Annotated in this window: 18 protein-coding genes; 13 read left to right on the top strand and 5 right to left on the bottom strand. The window is 43.9% G+C overall.

The genetic code is table 11. From position 1 onward, the window contains the following. Positions 1–26: 26 nt before the first annotated feature. The 9 genes from OB236_RS08610 (at position 27) to OB236_RS08650 (ending at position 8217) form a co-directional block, all read left to right on the top strand. On the top strand, positions 27–911 hold the full coding sequence (locus OB236_RS08610; protein ID WP_262683589.1) for a dihydrodipicolinate synthase family protein: 885 nt from the start codon (positions 27–29) through the stop codon (positions 909–911). A 72-nt stretch (positions 912–983) separates the two neighbouring features. Next, a complete protein-coding gene (locus OB236_RS08615; RefSeq protein WP_262683590.1) occupies positions 984–1772 on the top strand; it encodes an SDR family oxidoreductase in 789 nt (262 codons plus the stop codon). 286 nt (positions 1773–2058) lie between these two features. Beyond that, the gene (locus tag OB236_RS08620; protein ID WP_262683591.1) at positions 2059–2397 is read left to right on the top strand and encodes an ArsR/SmtB family transcription factor; all 339 of its coding nucleotides are present in this window, start codon (positions 2059–2061) and stop codon (positions 2395–2397) included. 11 nt (positions 2398–2408) lie between these two features. After that, a complete protein-coding gene (locus OB236_RS08625) occupies positions 2409–2909 on the top strand; it encodes an SRPBCC family protein (RefSeq protein ID WP_262683592.1) in 501 nt (166 codons plus the stop codon). A 171-nt stretch (positions 2910–3080) separates the two neighbouring features. Next, positions 3081–3416: a hypothetical protein gene (locus OB236_RS08630; protein WP_262683593.1), complete on the top strand. Its 336-nt coding sequence runs from the start codon at positions 3081–3083 to the stop codon at positions 3414–3416. Positions 3417–3981: 565 nt separating this feature from the next. Then, complete coding sequence (locus OB236_RS08635) at positions 3982–4662, top strand: response regulator transcription factor (RefSeq protein ID WP_262683594.1); 681 nt, start codon at positions 3982–3984, stop codon at positions 4660–4662. Next, on the top strand, positions 4659–6044 hold the full coding sequence (locus tag OB236_RS08640) for a sensor histidine kinase (protein ID WP_262683595.1): 1386 nt from the start codon (positions 4659–4661) through the stop codon (positions 6042–6044). Before OB236_RS08635 ends, OB236_RS08640 begins: the two co-directional genes overlap by 4 nt. Positions 6045–6124: 80 nt before the next feature. Then, on the top strand, positions 6125–7816 hold the full coding sequence (locus OB236_RS08645; protein WP_262683596.1) for a S41 family peptidase: 1692 nt from the start codon (positions 6125–6127) through the stop codon (positions 7814–7816). A gap of 200 nt (positions 7817–8016) precedes the next feature. After that, the gene (locus OB236_RS08650; protein ID WP_262683597.1) at positions 8017–8217 is read left to right on the top strand and encodes a hypothetical protein; all 201 of its coding nucleotides are present in this window, start codon (positions 8017–8019) and stop codon (positions 8215–8217) included. Between the two features lie 320 nt (positions 8218–8537). Here the strand turns inward: OB236_RS08650 and OB236_RS08655 are convergent, their stop codons facing one another. Together OB236_RS08655 and OB236_RS08660 are read right to left on the bottom strand one after the other, a co-directional pair. Next, complete coding sequence (locus OB236_RS08655) at positions 8538–9722, bottom strand: MGDG synthase family glycosyltransferase (protein WP_262683598.1); 1185 nt, start codon at positions 9720–9722, stop codon at positions 8538–8540. A gap of 48 nt (positions 9723–9770) precedes the next feature. After that, positions 9771–10391 (bottom strand): DedA family protein, encoded by a 621-nt coding sequence (locus OB236_RS08660; RefSeq protein ID WP_262683599.1) that lies wholly within the window; start codon positions 10389–10391, stop codon positions 9771–9773. A 184-nt stretch (positions 10392–10575) separates the two neighbouring features. Between OB236_RS08660 and OB236_RS08665 the strand changes: the two genes are divergently transcribed. Continuing rightward, positions 10576–11082, top strand: a complete 507-nt coding sequence (locus tag OB236_RS08665; protein WP_262683600.1) for a GNAT family N-acetyltransferase — start codon at positions 10576–10578, stop codon at positions 11080–11082. A 106-nt stretch (positions 11083–11188) separates the two neighbouring features. Here the strand turns inward: OB236_RS08665 and OB236_RS08670 are convergent, their stop codons facing one another. Next, the gene (locus tag OB236_RS08670; RefSeq protein WP_262683601.1) at positions 11189–12097 is read right to left on the bottom strand and encodes a LysR family transcriptional regulator; all 909 of its coding nucleotides are present in this window, start codon (positions 12095–12097) and stop codon (positions 11189–11191) included. A gap of 134 nt (positions 12098–12231) precedes the next feature. Here OB236_RS08670 and OB236_RS08675 point away from each other — a divergent pair, with 134 nt between their 5' ends. Next, on the top strand, positions 12232–12984 hold the full coding sequence (locus OB236_RS08675; RefSeq protein WP_262683602.1) for an SDR family NAD(P)-dependent oxidoreductase: 753 nt from the start codon (positions 12232–12234) through the stop codon (positions 12982–12984). Positions 12985–13092: 108 nt separating this feature from the next. On the opposite strand, the gene OB236_RS08680 is transcribed toward OB236_RS08675, so the two are convergent. Together OB236_RS08680 and OB236_RS08685 are read right to left on the bottom strand one after the other, a co-directional pair. After that, on the bottom strand, positions 13093–13722 hold the full coding sequence (locus OB236_RS08680) for an HXXEE domain-containing protein (RefSeq protein ID WP_262683603.1): 630 nt from the start codon (positions 13720–13722) through the stop codon (positions 13093–13095). Between the two features lie 21 nt (positions 13723–13743). Beyond that, positions 13744–14334: a TetR/AcrR family transcriptional regulator gene (locus tag OB236_RS08685; protein WP_076236683.1), complete on the bottom strand. Its 591-nt coding sequence runs from the start codon at positions 14332–14334 to the stop codon at positions 13744–13746. A gap of 450 nt (positions 14335–14784) precedes the next feature. Between OB236_RS08685 and OB236_RS08690 the strand changes: the two genes are divergently transcribed. Next, entirely contained in the window at positions 14785–15678 is an 894-nt protein-coding gene (locus tag OB236_RS08690; RefSeq protein ID WP_262683604.1) for a cation diffusion facilitator family transporter, read from the top strand. A 94-nt stretch (positions 15679–15772) separates the two neighbouring features. Further along, the gene (locus OB236_RS08695) at positions 15773–16054 is read left to right on the top strand and encodes a YxcD family protein (RefSeq protein WP_262683605.1); all 282 of its coding nucleotides are present in this window, start codon (positions 15773–15775) and stop codon (positions 16052–16054) included. Positions 16055–16400 lie beyond the last annotated feature (346 nt).

The following is a 16400-nucleotide window of genomic DNA, read 5'->3' on the forward strand; positions in this document are numbered from 1 at the left end:
AAACATCAGCATTGGGAGGTCTACAGATGAGTGAATTAAAAGGACTTTGTGTCATTACAGTAACTCCTTTTCATGAAGACGGGAGTCTGGATGAAGAAAGCCTGCGGAAACTGACAGATTTTTATATCGACTGTGGTGTTCACGGCATGACCATACTCGGGATCATGGGAGAAGCGCATAAGCTGTCTGAAGTTGAAAGAATGCAGGTGATAGACATTGTTCTTCACCAGACTAAAGCGAGAGTACCTGTCGTTGTCGGTTGTTCGGCTCCTGGCAGCAATTTGGCTGCTGAATGGGCCCTAAAGGCGGAGCATGCCGGAGCGGCAGCTGTGATGATTGCGCCTCCCGTTAACCTTCGAAACGAAGATATGCTGATCAGGTATTTTGCAATGATTGCTGACCATATCTCGATTCCGATCGTATTACAGGATGAGCCGGTGACCACCGGGGTACGGCTAAGCCCCGCCTTTATAGCCAGGCTTGTGGAGAAGGTACCTCTGATTCAGTATGTAAAGCTTGAAGAAGCACCAACCACAATCAAAATTTCCAGTATTCTTGAGCTTACCGATTTGCGTATTTTCGGCGGACTTGGCGGGATGTATCTGTATGAAGAGCTGGATCGTGGCGCTGTGGGCATCATGACCGGTTTCGCATACCCGGAAATTTTGGTGAAAACGTACGATCTGTTTACAGCCGGTAACCAAGATGAGGCGCGTGCGTATTTCTACCGATTCCTGCCATTGATCCGTTTTGAAGCACAGCTCGGTATTGGCGGGGTGACGATCCGTAAAGAAACGTTCAAATTGCGCCATACCATAGCATCTTCACATGTTCGTTTTCCCGGGACACCCGTAGACAAGCGAACGATGCAGGAGCTGCAGGATATGATTGCCTTTCTGGGGCTGTCATAATCTACATAAATGCCATATCGATAGGGTCAACCAAACAGTAAGGTGAAACATGACTGGAAGTGGAGGATTAGCATGGATTTGGGGTTATCTGGAAAAACAGCATTGGTAGCTGCCTCGAGTAAAGGACTGGGTAAAGCATGTGCTCTAGAGCTGGCGAAAGAAGGTGCTCATGTGATGCTCACCGGGCGTAACGAGGAGGATTTGCAGCGTACCCGGGCTGAATTGCTTTTACACTCGACGGGGAAGGTAGAGTATGTGGTATGTGATGTGACGAACCCACAGCTGCTGTCTATGGCCGTGAAGCAAACGGTGGACGTATTCGGAACGATCGATATTTTAATCAATAATGCGGGAGGCCCGCCTGTAGGCAAGTTTGAGCAATTTACGGATGAAGATTGGGTGCGCGCATTTGAACTCAGTCTGCTGAGCTATGTTCGTCTGATTCGTGAGGTATTGCCGTATATGAAGAAGCAAACCAGCGGTAAAATTATTAATTTGACCTCCTCCTCGATCAAGCAACCGATTCCGGGGCTGTTAATGTCCAATACGTTCCGTCTCGGTGTCGTCGGGCTGTCCAAGACGTTAGCTATGGAACTGGCGGCTTATAACATATTGGTGCATACCGTGGCTCCTGGACGAATTGCGACTGAACGGGTAAGAGCCTTAGATGAAATCAAGGCGAAGCAGGCAGGCATTTCGGTAGAGCGGGTAGAGCTGGAATCCCGCAAAGCGATACCCCTTGGACGTTATGGCGACCCGGAGGAATTCGGTAAAGTGGTTGCTTTTCTTGCATCAGAGGCGGCATCCTATATGACCGGCAGTACCCTGCTGATCGATGGCGGTTTGGTAAAAAGCTTGTAGGGCAGGGGCCCCATCATGATTGTCAACCACCTTTTAGCAGCTTTGTGTAACAAGGGTGTAACGAAATAGGTTTTGATACACTATTGAAATAGTTCATATTGAAACCGGACCTGGCGCGAGCGATGGTTCCGGTTTTTTGTTCATCTTTCGCTTTATCAATCAAATAATTAATTAAGTATTTACTTTATAAATAATATCATGTATTATTAATTTACAATCAAATATAGACACCAAGGTAGACCATTACCGTACAAATCTTGTAGGGAAAGGAGGGGCGGACTGATATATGGCGATAGATATATTCTCAGCACTGGCTGATCCAACGCGGCGAAGGATCTTGGAGATGTTGGCAGACCATGATGGGTTCCCGGCATCGGATATTCACAATCAATTCCAAGTCAGCCCTCAGGCAATTTCCCAGCATCTAAAAATTCTTCGTGAAGCCAATCTGGTTCACATGGAGAAGAAAGCGCAGCAACGCATATATCGCATAAACACTGAAGCTATGGTTGAATTTGAAGAGTGGGCTTATCAAATGAGGCTGCGCTGGAGCAGTCGTCTAGATACGCTGGATGTTGTTTTAAAAGCAGAAATGGAAAAAATGGAAAAAAACCAAACCGAATAGGAGAATGTAAAATGAGTAAAAGTCCCAACATGCAAGACATTGTCATAACGCGGGAGTATGACTATCCGGTGGAGTTAGTTTGGAAGGCGTGGACAGACCCGACGCTGGTCATGAAATGGTGGGGGCCTGCACACTATACCTCACCTCGATGTGTAATTGATTTTCGCGAAGGCGGCAAATATGTATTTGCCATGCGTGCTCCCGAAACACATGGCGGCACGGAGTCATACTCGGCCGGTGTGTATAAGAAAATTGTGCCGATGCAGCGGCTTGAATTCAACCAATACTTATCGGACCGAGATGGAAACGCCATCGATCCGGTTCAAGTGGGTGTCCCGGCAGATTTTCCTAAAAACATTGAGTTCATTATCGAATTCATCGCCAAAGGCGAACAAACGGAGCTTAAGATTACGGAGTACGGATGGACAGCAGGAGAGATGCTGAAATACGCAATCATGGGTATGAACGAGTCTTTAGATAAACTCGCAGCCCATATCGATGATTTCAAATAAAAAACTTCGGAGTATCCTGCCACAAGTCGTTGGGATGCTGCGAAAAAAACCAATAAAAATGATGAGAATAACACATGGTTAGTTGGGCGCCGCCAAGTATCATGGACTCCTCGAACGATAATTTGAGTATATTCCAAAAAGCTGATGCTATCTTATTGGGGCGGGTCATTTATGAAAGCTTTGCAATATGAGGATACTATTTCGCTACTTGCTTGCACAGCCTGTACACTGAGCATCTATCCGCTGCGTATTACCATTCTTATTCCTCCCAAGGGTGAAGTTTTCGTCGCCAAATATGTTCCAGGTTTCGAACGTAATATCCTAATCATGAGCGACACATCGGTGTTTGGGCAAAAATGGCTATTCAACAAGGACCTAAAACCGGTTAATAAAACCGAAGCCCAGCTTGCAACAAGCCCTACCAATCCGAAATTCATTTCGGAATACCACCAGGCACTTCAGGCGTTCATCGAAAAGCACCGCGATGGGCCCAATCCAGCTCTTTGAGGGACGGGTAGTTATGCTTATACTATGTTATAATATGGTAAATTGAGGCTTTGTAAAATGGGGAGGTATCGATGAAAAAATCATTTTTTCGAGCTCTCATAGTAGGAATACTATTTGTATTTGTATATTATGCTTTTCAGATTAATCAATGGATGTATCTCACAATGTAATATGTTCCAAATATTGTCGAGGCATACGAGTCAGTTGATCATCTACAAAATAAAGTTACATTTGGATATAAATCAAACCTACTATGGAGAATGATAGAAATCCTCGCAATAATGCTACTTGGAATAGTTGTATATTATGCAGGGCGGATATTGAGAAGGAAGAAATTACGCTACCATGAAAATTAACTTCGGTAACTCGGCAATAAGACAATACTAAAGAAGACGCGGCTCATTTATTATTTAAAAAGGGGCAGCGCCTGGGATATGGATGATCCGTAGATCAGGAGACTTCTGAAATACTTTAGAATCCATTCCACGCACGCCGAGATACGCTAATAAAATTTCGTTTTTTTATGATAAGTTATGCTATAAGTTCTCATTGGAGGATTGTTTATATGGTCAAAATTCTTATCGTGGACGACGATCCGCACATCCGCGCCCTGATGCGCCTGTACTTGAAGAATGAAGGGTTCGATCTGACCGAGGCGGACAACGGGATCGATGCGCATGCCATTGTCAAAGGTTCGGGAATCAGTCTGGTTATCCTCGACATTATGATGCCGCATATGGACGGATGGGATTTGTGTAAAGAGATTCGGAAAAGCGATCCCGACATTCCGCTCCTGATGGTAACGGCCAAGGGCGAATCGGGTCAAAAGATAAAAGGCTTCCAACTCGGGACCGATGATTATATGACGAAGCCGTTCGATCCGGTTGAGCTTGTGATGAGGGTTAAAGCGTTACTGAAGCGATACCGTATTGCCTCGTCCCAGGTCATCCCGTTGGGTGAAATCGTACTGAACCGGAAAACGTATAAGGTCATGCGAGGAGACGAGGAATTGGCTTTGCCTCTGAAAGAATTTGAACTGTTGTTCGTGCTTGCCGGCCACCCGGGGCAGATTTTTACGAGAGAGCAGCTGATCACCCAGATTTGGGGCATGGATTACGAAGGAGACGACCGGACCGTCGACGTTCATATCAAGCGACTACGGGAACGCTTTGCTGGGGACGTCCGCAATTTTCGCATTGAAACGGCACGAAGCGTCGGCTATCGTCTGGCGGTTAATCCGGAATGAGAACGTTATACGTTCGCGTCGTGCTGACTTTTCTAGCCGTCATCGTCATCAGCTTGATCTCATCCCTTCTCCTCGCCCTTGCTCTATTCCAGAATGATCTAAACGCTACGGGGAAAAACGATATGATCGCGGCCGGCGATCGTATCATACGTGTGTACGAACAAACGAATTCTCCGGATTTGGATGCTTTCATGGATAATATGGCCGAATTGGTTTCCTATACCTTGCAGCTTTACGACGGCAATGGCGGGATGAACTCCTATGTACCGACCAATGGCAAGAAGGCCGAAAGGATTAACCCGGAATCCGTTCACAAGGTGCTGCGCGGAGAGTTGTACCGTTCGCAAGGGAAAGATAACGGAACGTTCATCGGCCTTCCGTTTTCATCCGAAGGAAAACGTTATGCCTTATTTTTGCAGAGCTCTTCCAAGAACGAAATCACGATCATCCGTTTATTGTTCACCATTCTGTTCCTCATGCTCGCGATCGGAAGCTTGTGTATTCTCGTTGCTGGCAGATACCTGGTGAAACCCCTTCAAGCGATGACGCATGCGACTAAGCGGCTGGCCAAAGGCGACTTCGAGGTTGAGTTGAAAATCAATCGGGGAGACGAACTGGGAACTCTCTCGCGGAGCATTAACGACATGGCTCGGGAAATCAAGCAAATGGAGCGGATGCGACAGGATTTCGTATCGAACGTGTCTCATGAAATCCAATCGCCGTTAACTTCCATCTCCGGATTCGCGAAGGCGTTGAAGGACGACAATCTTGTTATTGCAGAGGATGATCGCGTCCAATGCTTGGATATTATTGTTATCGAGAGCGACAGGTTGTCCAGACTCAGCAATAATCTGCTGAAGCTCGCTTCCCTCGAATCGGATCATCATCCGTTCGAGACGGAGTCATTTAACTTAGATGAGCAAATTCGGCGAGTTATCGTCGCGTGCGAGCCCCAGTGGTCGGCAAAAAGCATTCGCGTCGATATAGAATCCCCTTCAAGTGCTGGCGTCAGAATAACGGCCGACCAGGATCAACTCAATCAAGTTTGGATGAATTTGCTCGGGAATGCCATAAAGTTCACGCCTTGCGCCGGACAAGTCTTCATCGCGATCAGCCGACCCCATCCTCATGAGATTGCCGTTGCGATAAGCGATTCTGGGATCGGTATTGCGCAGAAGGACTTAAGCCGTATTTTCGAGCGCTTTTACAAAGCGGACAAGTCGCGGGCTGAAGACCAGAGCGGTAATGGTCTTGGTCTTGCCATCTCCCAAAAAATCGTTGCTCTCCATCTTGGAAGCATAGAGGTGAAGAGTACGGTCGGTCTGGGCACAACGTTCACAGTGACGCTCCCCGCTGTCTCTCCTTCCGTTTCTGTCCTTTAAAAAGTGAGTTCACGCTCCGTTCATATTACTCCAATAAGCTCATTACGAAACACATTGAACCGATTGGAGGAATATGAACGATGAGCCTTATTCAAGATATTATCGATTCATTGAAATGGTTGACTGCCTGGGAAATGATTTTATGCGCGCTATACTTGTTCGTCTTGCTGCGGTATGCTATGCCTATTCTCAAAAATAACCGGTGGTTTTATTTTATTCCGAGCTTGGGTGTAATCATTGCGAGTATAAGCCTTATCAATGGCGATGCCTCAATGCTTGCTCTGCTGATTTACTCCTCAACGGCCATACTTTTCTTATGCACCGTTAGAGGAATCTTTAAACCGGCCATTAAGCCGATGTCCCCGAAATTTCGGATCGTTATGGTTTTCGTTTGCGTCCTAGGCTCCCTGCCTACGTTACTGGCATTAACCATTGCGGGTGAAGTTCGATACAATCCAGTGAGCGATTTAAGCCATAAGAGCTATTCCAAAGCTTTCATCGCGATGAACGAAAGGTTGTCCGCCGAATATCCTTTCGGAGACTGGAAAAAAATCGATTGGGAGGCAAAGAGGAATAAATTCGAGCCTTTATTCCTCCAAGCGGAAATCAACCAAGATCCGAACCTCTACTATAAAACTTTAAGGGATTACCTCTTTTCTTTCCGTGACGGTCATATCAAAATCGTGAACGAACATCTGTACGACGATAATAACGCATTTAAGAATGAAGTCGGCGGCGGAGTCGGAATTAGTGCGATTCGATTGGATAATGGCAAGGTGTTGGTTAGCTTGCTGTTAGCGGGCAGCCCGGCCGATAAATGCGGAATCAAGCTTGGAGCCGAAATCATTTCGTGGGATGGGAAAGACGTTCAGAAAGCCTTGGACCAAACGTCCTGGAGCGAGAACCCGTCGGCAACCGAAGGAGATCGGATTCAAAATCAAGGACGGTTCTTGGCAAGAGCTCCGATCGGCAAAGAAATCCAAGTCAAATTTCGGAATCGAGACGATCAAGCGATCATGACTGAGACGCTTACAGCCTATGACGATCAGTACGAGACCTTGAAGAAAACGAAGTTAAAACTGAAGAAAGAAGATCCTCCAGTGGAAGGGGAGATTCTTAGGAATGAATATGGGTACGTGAAATTCAAATATTTCCTTCCTGGAACAACACAATCCGATCCCGCGAAAGCGCTGGAAGATAAATTAAAAGAGTTTCAGGAGAAACGCGTAAAGGGAATAATCATCGATCTACGGGATAATCCGGGCGGAGATGATGACCTTGTTGCCCAAATGGCAGGACATTTCGTGAACGAGAAAAAGATCTTTGAATACGTCAGTTACTACAATCGGAATACGGGTCGATTCGAAATCAACCGTTCCGAAACCAGAACCGTTCAACCTTCGCAGATTTACTTTCCAGGGGAAATAGCCGTCCTTATCAATCATAACACCGCGAGCTCGGGGGAAGGCTTACCTTTATTATTAAAAGGAATGCCCAATGTTAAGATTATCGGCTTTATGTCTACGAATGGTTCGTTCGGCGTCGTGTCCGCTCCTATAGAAATTAAAATGCCGGGAGGATATGGCGTGCGGTTCCCAGATGGCAGGTCACTTAATAAAGACAAAAAGATTCAAGGCGATAGCGATGAACGCGGACAAGGAGGAGTGACTCCTGACATTACGGTTCCCATGAACGAGCAAACGTTTAAGATGAAAGTTATCGAGGGGCAGGACGTGGAATTGAATTATGCGTTAGCTTCTTTCAATGACTAGTTGGGTACCTCTCTATATACTTCAGTAGGCGCTAATCATTAAGGGGTTGAAAACCTATGTAAGAGTAGCAGATTATGCCTATATGTTGGAATGCAAGTATGCCGAACAGTACGGTTCTGCTCCACTAGGACTTGGGTATGATTGAGTAATGGTCGGCATGCCTCGCAAGGGTATTTCATGGGGAAGAAGGGAAATTTATCATGCCTGAATTAGCTGAAGAGGTTAATGAAGCCGGGGAACCCAGCGGGGACTTTGGGCCGAATGAAATTAAACGTTTTGCTACGCTAAAAGAAAAAGTAGTTATTGCAAACGGATGTACGCTAGGAGAGCTGGAGACAGCTAGAGCATTTTTGGATCATATATTGGACCAAACGATTATCCAGATGGAAGTGTTGCGCTGATGTTTGCCATTCGACTATTTTATGAGATAATTCAAAAAATAAAAAGAACATGTAAGAAGCTTTCCATCTGACTCAATCTATGGAAAAGGATATGTCTATGTACCAATTTTTCGAGTAAGGGTCCATATAGCTGTTAGCCAACCTTCTTGGAAGCTTCATTTGCAGCTTACGCTGCGGCCTCAGAACCTCCAAACTTGCACGGTTACATGACGGACGCTCTCGCATATCCCGCAATATAAATGGGTACAGATAAACTTGCTATTCCATTACATCCATTCAGCGTGCGATGCCAGTTTCGATGGTATTCTCTTTTATACTTATCAAATATTAATGGCATACGTTCGCTGAACCTTTTCTCTTGCTATCTTGTAAGGACTCTTCGTCTCCAGTATCGCAGTGAGCGTATGAAGAGCGCCTTCTTTCAAATGGCTTAGGCGTGCATTTCTTTTCAAATTCAACAGGAGAGACTGATCATGAATGACTTGAAGCAGCTGCCTTTTCAACTCTGCAGCGTTCTTGGCTTCCATTGCAGCTCCAAGACCGACAAGGTATGCCGCATTATCCTGCTCTTGACCGCGAATCGGTTTATATAACATCATTGGCAGTTCTAGCGCTAACGCCTCTGATACGGTAAGGCCCCCCGGCTTAGTTACGATCAAATCAGACAAGGCCATAAGCTCATGCACATGATCCACAAAACCAGTGATGATTACGCTGTGTGGAATTAGAGCTCCTTTTAGTTCGTCTTCAAGCCACTGCTTTAGTTTCTCATTGCGTCCGCATACAAAAATAAATTGCACTGGAGCAGTAAGCTCATTATCTTGCAGAACGGACATCAGCTGTTTACCGATCAGACCATGCCCGCCTCCCATCACTAGTATGGTTGGCATCATACGATCCAGATGGTGTTTATCGCGAAGCATGAGGCGGTCATACGTTAGCGTAAACGGCAGCCCGATCGGAATGCCGGTCACCACAATCCGATGCTCGGGAATGCGGTGCCGCAGCAGCTTTTGCTTCACATGCTCGGCACCAACCAAATATAGGTCCGTACCTGGATGAATCCAGTAGCTGTGGTCGGTATAATCCGTTAAGACTGTAACTGTTGGGACTGCTGTCAAACCGTTCGATTTCAGGTAAGACATGGCCGCTGCCGCTCCAGGGAATGTGCTGACGACCTTTGTTGGTTTTATCTCGTCAAGAAGCTCTACCATTCTGTCCGTACTGAACGATTTCATCCGTTTGAACCAATTTGAAAATGTATTCACATCACGAGTTTTGCTGTATAGATAGCCGTATACCGATGGCAGATTTTTCATCCACTGGATGTAGCAATACTTGCCAACCGAATGCAGATATGGATGGGTCCACTCCAAAAAATCAACTACCTTCACCTCGGCCTCAGGATTATAAAACCTCGCTGCTTCAAGTATCGCCTGTGCCGCTTTATTATGACCATCCCCCAGTGAGCCTGTAAGAATGAGTATTCTCTCTCTTCTAGCCATTATCTCAAGCTCCTTCCTATGATCCTTGCTTCGAGCTCCAACCCAAGCTTATTTAACAGATTTGGTTCGTATCCAATTCATAATGGCCATTTTATTATGTTTGATGAGAAAGACTGTCACCAATCCAATTGCCACTACACTAATGGCTATTACGGAATATTGAGAAATGATGTGAAGCCATTGTTCTATTTGTTGACCAAAAATTTTCCCGATCATGACATACATCAACACCCAGGCGAATCCACCCATGTAGTTATAGAGGAAAAAAGTTCGCAACCGAACCCTAAGAATTCCAGATACATAGCCTGTGAAGTGTCGCAATCCGGGAATAAAGTAGCTAACAAGTATGATCTTGTCACCATATTTGTCGAACCATTTGGTTACCTTGGTTAACCGCTCCTGATTCAGAAAGAAATACTTTCCGTACTTTTCAAAGAAGGGTGTACCCAGCTTATAACCTAAATAATATGTAAAAGTCGTACCGACTATGGCCCCCAAATAAGAGCAGAGGATGATTAACGGGATACTAAAACTCCCGAGATTATTCATGTGACCAGAAATAGCCATTGCTAGTTCTCCAGGAAAAGGTAAGGCCAAGGATTCAGCAAATAATCCAAAAAATAATACAAAATACCCGTATTGTCCAAAAAGATTGCCCAACCATTCCATTTCTTATGCTCCTCACTGGCCACCAAGCGACTTTAATTACATTACCTAGCTTAACTTAAATATACAATACCCATAACTGGCTAAGGTTTAGTTTTGTACTAGACTTTGGTCTTGGAAAGAGTAAAATAAACAGAAATGGTTTAATCTTTTCAATTGGACTGTTGTAAGAAAGGTGGTAAATTTCATGGAAATCGTTTTTACAAGAGTAGAGACTGAAGAAGAAATCGTGGTTTTAGCTCGATTGGCATCTGAAATTTGGAAAGATTATTTTGTACTCGTCATTACCAATGAACAAATCGACTATATGCTAGACAAATTTCAATCCGTTCAAGCAATCACTGAGCAAATTACAAAACAGGGATATGAATACTATTTTATGAATGTGAATGGCAGCAGCATCGGGTATCTGTGTATAAAGCAAGAAGAAGGCAAGCTATTTCTGAGCAAGTTTTACATACATAAAGACCATCGCGGCAAAGGTTATGCAAGTCAGGCTATGGAGCTATTGGTGAATCTATGCAAAAATCGGAAGTTAGGTACAATATGGCTTACGGTAAATCGCTATAATGATGCCACAATTGCTATTTATGAGAAAAAAGGGTTTAAAACTGTACGTACTCAGGTAGTGGATATAGGAAATGGTTTTGTAATGGACGATAATATCATGGAAAAAGTAATTGTGTTGGAGTGAAAAGTGATTTGATGACCTTCAGAAACACTTTTATCAAAAAACCATGGCTAATGGTCACAGTTATACCCCATGAAGAAAATTTCATGGGGTATTTTTTAGATACTTATTAGTTTTTTAAGTCGGGCTGTACGGCAAAGCTTTTCACGATTTCAGCAAACTTCTCCACCTGAGCAGTCTCGTTGCCGCGAAGCCAGCAAATAGCGAGTTTGATTTCAAACAATGGTTTCACCAGTGGAAGATAAGTGATGTCATTATCGAACAGCTTGCTCATGCAGCCAAGCACGAGGGCGGTGCCAACGCCAGCGGCTACAAGACCGATTACTGCCTGGTCACTGGCTGCCTCCTGTACGATATTTGGACTAAAGCCTGCTTGACGGCAAGAGAGCACAAAGTAATCGAACAAAATTGGCGAATAGTTTCGGTTCAGAACGACAAAAGACTCGTTTGCCAAATCAGACAAGCAGATTTCCTTATTTCCGGACAAATGATGCTCTTTGGGCAGCGCTACGACGATAGATTCTGTAGAGTAAGTAAGCCATTTCATGCTTAACTCACTATGCTTATCGTCTAAATAGACGGAAAAGCCGATATCGATTTCGCCCTGCAGCAGCTTTTGCTCCAATTGATGAGCGGCTAACTCGAGCATCACGATCTCAACTTCAGGATAACGCTCCCGATACAGACGTACGGCGCTTGGAAGAACACTGTACAGCATAATTCCGAAATAACCGATGGTAAGCTTGCCTCTCTTGCCGTTCTCAGCCCGTATCGCTTCGTCTACGCCTCGCTGCAAATGCTTGAATACAAGCAGAACCTCCACCAGCAGCGCTTCACCTGCCAAAGTCAATTCAACCTTGCGTGTCGTTCGTTTGAATAATTGAACACCAAGCTCGCCCTCCAGCAGCCCGATCTGATGGCTGACCGTTTGCTGTGAAGCATGCATGTGCTCGGCAGCGCGACCAAAATGCAGCTGATTGGCTACTTCCGCAAAGTATTTAAGCTGCTGAAGCTCCATAATGGGATCTCCTTCTATAATTAAATTCTTCTTTCGCACACGTATTATACTATTTGAATTGTTAATTAACAATTTATTGGTGCTTTATTCAGTAAATCATCATCCGTTATACTTGGTCTGAGGTGATTAGTATCATGACAAAATTAGAAAATAAGGTAGCCATCATTACGGGAGGAGCGTCAGGTGTCGGAAATGGAATTGCAAAGGCCTTTGTAAAAGAAGGTGCAAGAGTGGTAATCGTTGATTATAATGATGAGGCCGGCAAACAAGCAATTGAAGAACTGCAATTGATACAACCTGATTCCATTTTTATCCATGCCGATTTAGCAGATTTCAGTACGCATCCCCACATTATTAGTAAAACCGTAGATACTTTTGGACAGATTGATATACTCGTAAACAATGCTCAGAGCTCAAGAGTTAAACCTTTTCAGGAAACGACTCAGGAGGACTTGGAATTGCCTTTCAAAACAGGTTTTTTTCCAACGTTTTATCTTATGCAATATGCGTTACCTTATTTAAAAGAAGCAAAGGGGCATATCATTAACTTTGCATCCGGGGCGGGAATTACTGGAGAAGCGAATCAGGCTGCCTATGCAGCTGCCAAAGAGGCGGTCCGAGGTCTATCACGCGTTGTGGCCAATGAATTTGGTCCATATGGAGTCAAAGTAAACGTTATTTGTCCATTTGCTAATTCACCGGGCGTTAAGCAGTGGGCTGAACATATGCCCGATGCATTTGCAGAAACCTTATCGAAAATCCCACTTCGTAGAGTAGGGGATGTTGAAGAAGATATCGGTCGGGCGGTTGTATTTTTTGCAAGCCAGGATTCCGATTATATAACGGGTCAAACTCTAATGGTTGATGGAGGAGGCTGCAGATTATAAATAATGATTAGAGCATTATTTATTATTTCCACAAATTGTATAACCCGTAAGAGGCATCTTAATGGATTGACCTTCTTACGGGTTTTTATTTATCTAAATACCTTTTTTTCAGTGTAAATCTTTGTAATTTCCAAGCTGCTTCTTGGTAAAACTGTAGGGTGATTGTACGTTTTTCAACCAGATATTCCCTTGAATAATAAATAAATAGACTGCGATGACGAAATATACAGTTCCCGTGATCCAGTCCGACAAGGATACAAGATGGTGAGTAGTGATATATGTGATATACCAAATCCCGACCGGTAAATGGAGAAAAATCGCTGTGAATAATCCCGGATTGTAGAAGGATCTGATTTTCAGGTTAGCAAATACGCCATGCCATACAATTTGAAAGAAGCCCATGAAGACCGGAGCAAGACCAAGCCAAATAACAGTGGGAAAAAGGACAGGCAGTAAATAGAAAATGTAAGCAATGAGCAGATTAATAATCATAGCTGAATGCGGATTGAGCGGATAATGATCCGGGCGGGTACTCTTAAATATAGCGATATTAAATAAGCCGCCGAAGGTCCCGGGCCAACGGTATTCCTCGAATTGATGGATCAAAATGGAAACAAAGCTGAACCCTGCAATACCACGCAATTCCCATATCATTCCCCAATTCAACAGTACATATAAAGATACGCCCACACCTAAGAGAAGACCGAAGTCCTGCCAATGTTTTCTCACCATATTCATAGTAATCGCTCCTTATTATTACTATTCTTGGACAAAATAGCGTTCGAACAGCAGATCAATTTGCTGATCTATGGTGGAGATGTGCATCCCAGTCCCCGACAAGATCAAGGGTTTCATTAGCTCCGGAAGAAAAATCGCCCCGAATATTTGCATCATCATCATCTTCAGTATGTCGGGATTTGTTTCCAGTGTTATTTCCGATAACGTGCTGGAGATCTTCTCAAAACCCGTCAAGCGGAGAAACTGACCGTATTCATTCTGAGACGCGAAAGGGGTGCTTCCCAGGGTAATAATTTTGCATACCAGCTCCCGATTTTGGCTAATTACTCCGACGTAATCGGTTAAAAACTGTTTGAGCCGTGCTTTGTGAGACATGGTTGTGTTGTCTAATATTGCGAAACTTACTTGAAAACCACTTAATAAGGAGTGAATGGCTTCGCTAATCAGCTTGTCTTTGGACCCGAAATAGTAGTTGACCAAAGCGATATTGGTTTCAGAATGGTTGGCGATTTTTCGAATCGTAATGGCCTCAAACCCTTCCTTTTTTATGAGCTCCAGGGTCGTATTTAAAATTTTCTCTCTTGTCATATTTTGTTTTTCAGATGCTGTCATTTTTGACCTCCCAACTTTATTGTAGGTGGTGATATTAAATGAATAAAATTAGTTTTAAACAACGTTTTAAACATTGTTTAAATTATTCTATCACGTTTGTATTAACAACTCAATAACAAACGCTTAACATCCTCATAACGCAAAAAGTCCACTAACAACAGGGTTGCTGTGGACTTTTTTCTACCGCTTGGCCAAGGCCTCAATAACCAACTTCCCTAATCGTTTACACTATTTTTTCACCTTGCACACGCTCCTTATATTCCCTTCATTATCGTTTGTCGGCAGCACTTCTTGATGTATCAGAATATGTCAAAGAGGGGAACGATAACCGTTGGAACACTTGGCAGGTCATACCAACATTTCAATGCACTGGTTTGTGGCGTCCAGGTGTCTTATGGATATTGGGGATTGTCCACTATGCTAAAATAGATGGGAAGGGGTTACGAAGAAATGTCAACGCTTAAGTCATCTGCAATACTAGCCTTATGGATCAGTCTCATTAGTAATTTGATACTAACTGCATTAAAGATTGTTGTCGGATATGTATTCAACAGTCAGGTGCTCATAGCAGACGGAATCCACAATGCGGGTGACGTTGTAGCAACCATTGCGGCCCTTACGTCGTCGATGGTTTCGAAGAAACCAGCTGATGATGATCATCCCTATGGTCACGGTAAAGCGGAGGTCATTTCTTCTGCGTTTGTTGCCATTATTCTGGCTTTTGCTGCTATTTTTATGGTCTATAAATCAATCGAAGCGATACTCATGCCTATAGCAGAAGCAAGTATTATTACATTAATTGCAGCGTTCATTTCATTACTATGGAAACAAGGACTCTATACCTACTGCATTCGGCTTGGAAGAGAGATGAATAGCAAAAGTTTGATTGCCACGGCAAACGACCACCTTGCGGATGTGTATGCTTCTCTTGCCGCTGTGGCAGGTATTGGCGTAGCTTTGATTGGTGGCTATTATAACATGTCATTTGGCCATTATGGAGATCCGGTTGCGGGAATCCTTGTATCCTATTTTGTTATGAGATTAGCTTTTAAAATGGGAAAGGAATCCATTGGCATTTTAATGGAAGCCAACGTAACCGCGGAGCAATTGGGCCAATTGGAAAACATTGTTCGATCGATTCCTCAGGTCAAGAGGGTGGATCGCATTCGAGCAAGAGATCACGGTCACTACATGATTGTGGATATTAGGGTTAGTGTACCCAATGAATTAACGATTCAAGAGGGTCATGATGTCAGCCTTCTGATCAAGAATGCAATCAAAAATGAAGTTCAAGCTGTTGGGGAAGTATTAGTGCATTTAAATCCGTGGTATGAAAAGAAGTAATAAAATGAAACCATGAAGCCGTATTGTCGTACTATAAAAATAAGTTATAAAATATTTAAAATTAATCCTTATGGATGGACGAGGCCCTTTAAACATGAGACTATCTGAGCAAGAAATCATCAATGCCATTTGCATGCATTTGGCCGAACGGAAACAGCTTCAGCCGACACAGATTGAGGTTGAGATGATGTGGGATGAGGACTATGGCTTTTCGGCAGAAGTTCATTCCGAAGGTCGCAGCTATATTATCATTTCGGCCACTATCAAGGAGGCCATTGAACGTTATATGCTAACACAGCACAACGTTGAAGTATTCCCCGACCAAATTCATCTGCAATTGAATGAGGAAATCGTCGCAGACATTATATATAATTAAAAAATCCGAATATAGTTGCGGGTGTGATCGATGCGGTGGCTAACAATGATAAGGGAATATCAGGTATTTTATGGAAAACACATATGGTGCCTATTAAAACCTCTGTAGCGAGATTCATCCATTCATTCACAAAAAAAGTCAAGATGAACGTGTTTTCTCACGTATCCTGACTTTTTTTTATTTCTTCAGGCTGAGGTCGACAATATAAAATAAAGCATGGCGTTTCCGATTATGGCGCGTCTTTCATAGCCTGCAATTCTTTCTTTGGTTGATGGAAAGCTGCCAGGAACTTTGTTTGTGGCAAACAGTGATAACTAGCGGGCATCGTGCCATTCACACGTGTCGA

The organism is Paenibacillus baimaensis, assembly GCF_025567575.1.

What these genes read in the sequence shown, in the direction of transcription:
- OB236_RS08620 (WP_262683591.1), top strand. Translation starts at nt 2,059, where the DNA reads ATGGCGATAGATATATTCTCAGCACTGGCTGATCCAACGCGGCGAAGG.
- OB236_RS08695 (WP_262683605.1), top strand. Translation starts at nt 15,773, where the DNA reads ATGAGACTATCTGAGCAAGAAATCATCAATGCCATTTGCATGCATTTG.
- OB236_RS08660 (WP_262683599.1), bottom strand. Translation starts at nt 10,391, where the DNA reads ATGGAATGGTTGGGCAATCTTTTTGGACAATACGGGTATTTTGTATTA.
- OB236_RS08670 (WP_262683601.1), bottom strand. Translation starts at nt 12,097, where the DNA reads ATGGAGCTTCAGCAGCTTAAATACTTTGCGGAAGTAGCCAATCAGCTG.
- OB236_RS08635 (WP_262683594.1), top strand. Translation starts at nt 3,982, where the DNA reads ATGGTCAAAATTCTTATCGTGGACGACGATCCGCACATCCGCGCCCTG.
- OB236_RS08675 (WP_262683602.1), top strand. Translation starts at nt 12,232, where the DNA reads ATGACAAAATTAGAAAATAAGGTAGCCATCATTACGGGAGGAGCGTCA.
- OB236_RS08665 (WP_262683600.1), top strand. Translation starts at nt 10,576, where the DNA reads ATGGAAATCGTTTTTACAAGAGTAGAGACTGAAGAAGAAATCGTGGTT.
- OB236_RS08685 (WP_076236683.1), bottom strand. Translation starts at nt 14,334, where the DNA reads ATGACAGCATCTGAAAAACAAAATATGACAAGAGAGAAAATTTTAAAT.
- OB236_RS08690 (WP_262683604.1), top strand. Translation starts at nt 14,785, where the DNA reads ATGTCAACGCTTAAGTCATCTGCAATACTAGCCTTATGGATCAGTCTC.
- OB236_RS08680 (WP_262683603.1), bottom strand. Translation starts at nt 13,722, where the DNA reads ATGAATATGGTGAGAAAACATTGGCAGGACTTCGGTCTTCTCTTAGGT.
- OB236_RS08615 (WP_262683590.1), top strand. Translation starts at nt 984, where the DNA reads ATGGATTTGGGGTTATCTGGAAAAACAGCATTGGTAGCTGCCTCGAGT.
- OB236_RS08640 (WP_262683595.1), top strand. Translation starts at nt 4,659, where the DNA reads ATGAGAACGTTATACGTTCGCGTCGTGCTGACTTTTCTAGCCGTCATC.
- OB236_RS08610 (WP_262683589.1), top strand. Translation starts at nt 27, where the DNA reads ATGAGTGAATTAAAAGGACTTTGTGTCATTACAGTAACTCCTTTTCAT.
- OB236_RS08645 (WP_262683596.1), top strand. Translation starts at nt 6,125, where the DNA reads ATGAGCCTTATTCAAGATATTATCGATTCATTGAAATGGTTGACTGCC.
- OB236_RS08625 (WP_262683592.1), top strand. Translation starts at nt 2,409, where the DNA reads ATGAGTAAAAGTCCCAACATGCAAGACATTGTCATAACGCGGGAGTAT.
- OB236_RS08650 (WP_262683597.1), top strand. Translation starts at nt 8,017, where the DNA reads ATGCCTGAATTAGCTGAAGAGGTTAATGAAGCCGGGGAACCCAGCGGG.
- OB236_RS08655 (WP_262683598.1), bottom strand. Translation starts at nt 9,722, where the DNA reads ATGGCTAGAAGAGAGAGAATACTCATTCTTACAGGCTCACTGGGGGAT.
- OB236_RS08630 (WP_262683593.1), top strand. Translation starts at nt 3,081, where the DNA reads ATGAAAGCTTTGCAATATGAGGATACTATTTCGCTACTTGCTTGCACA.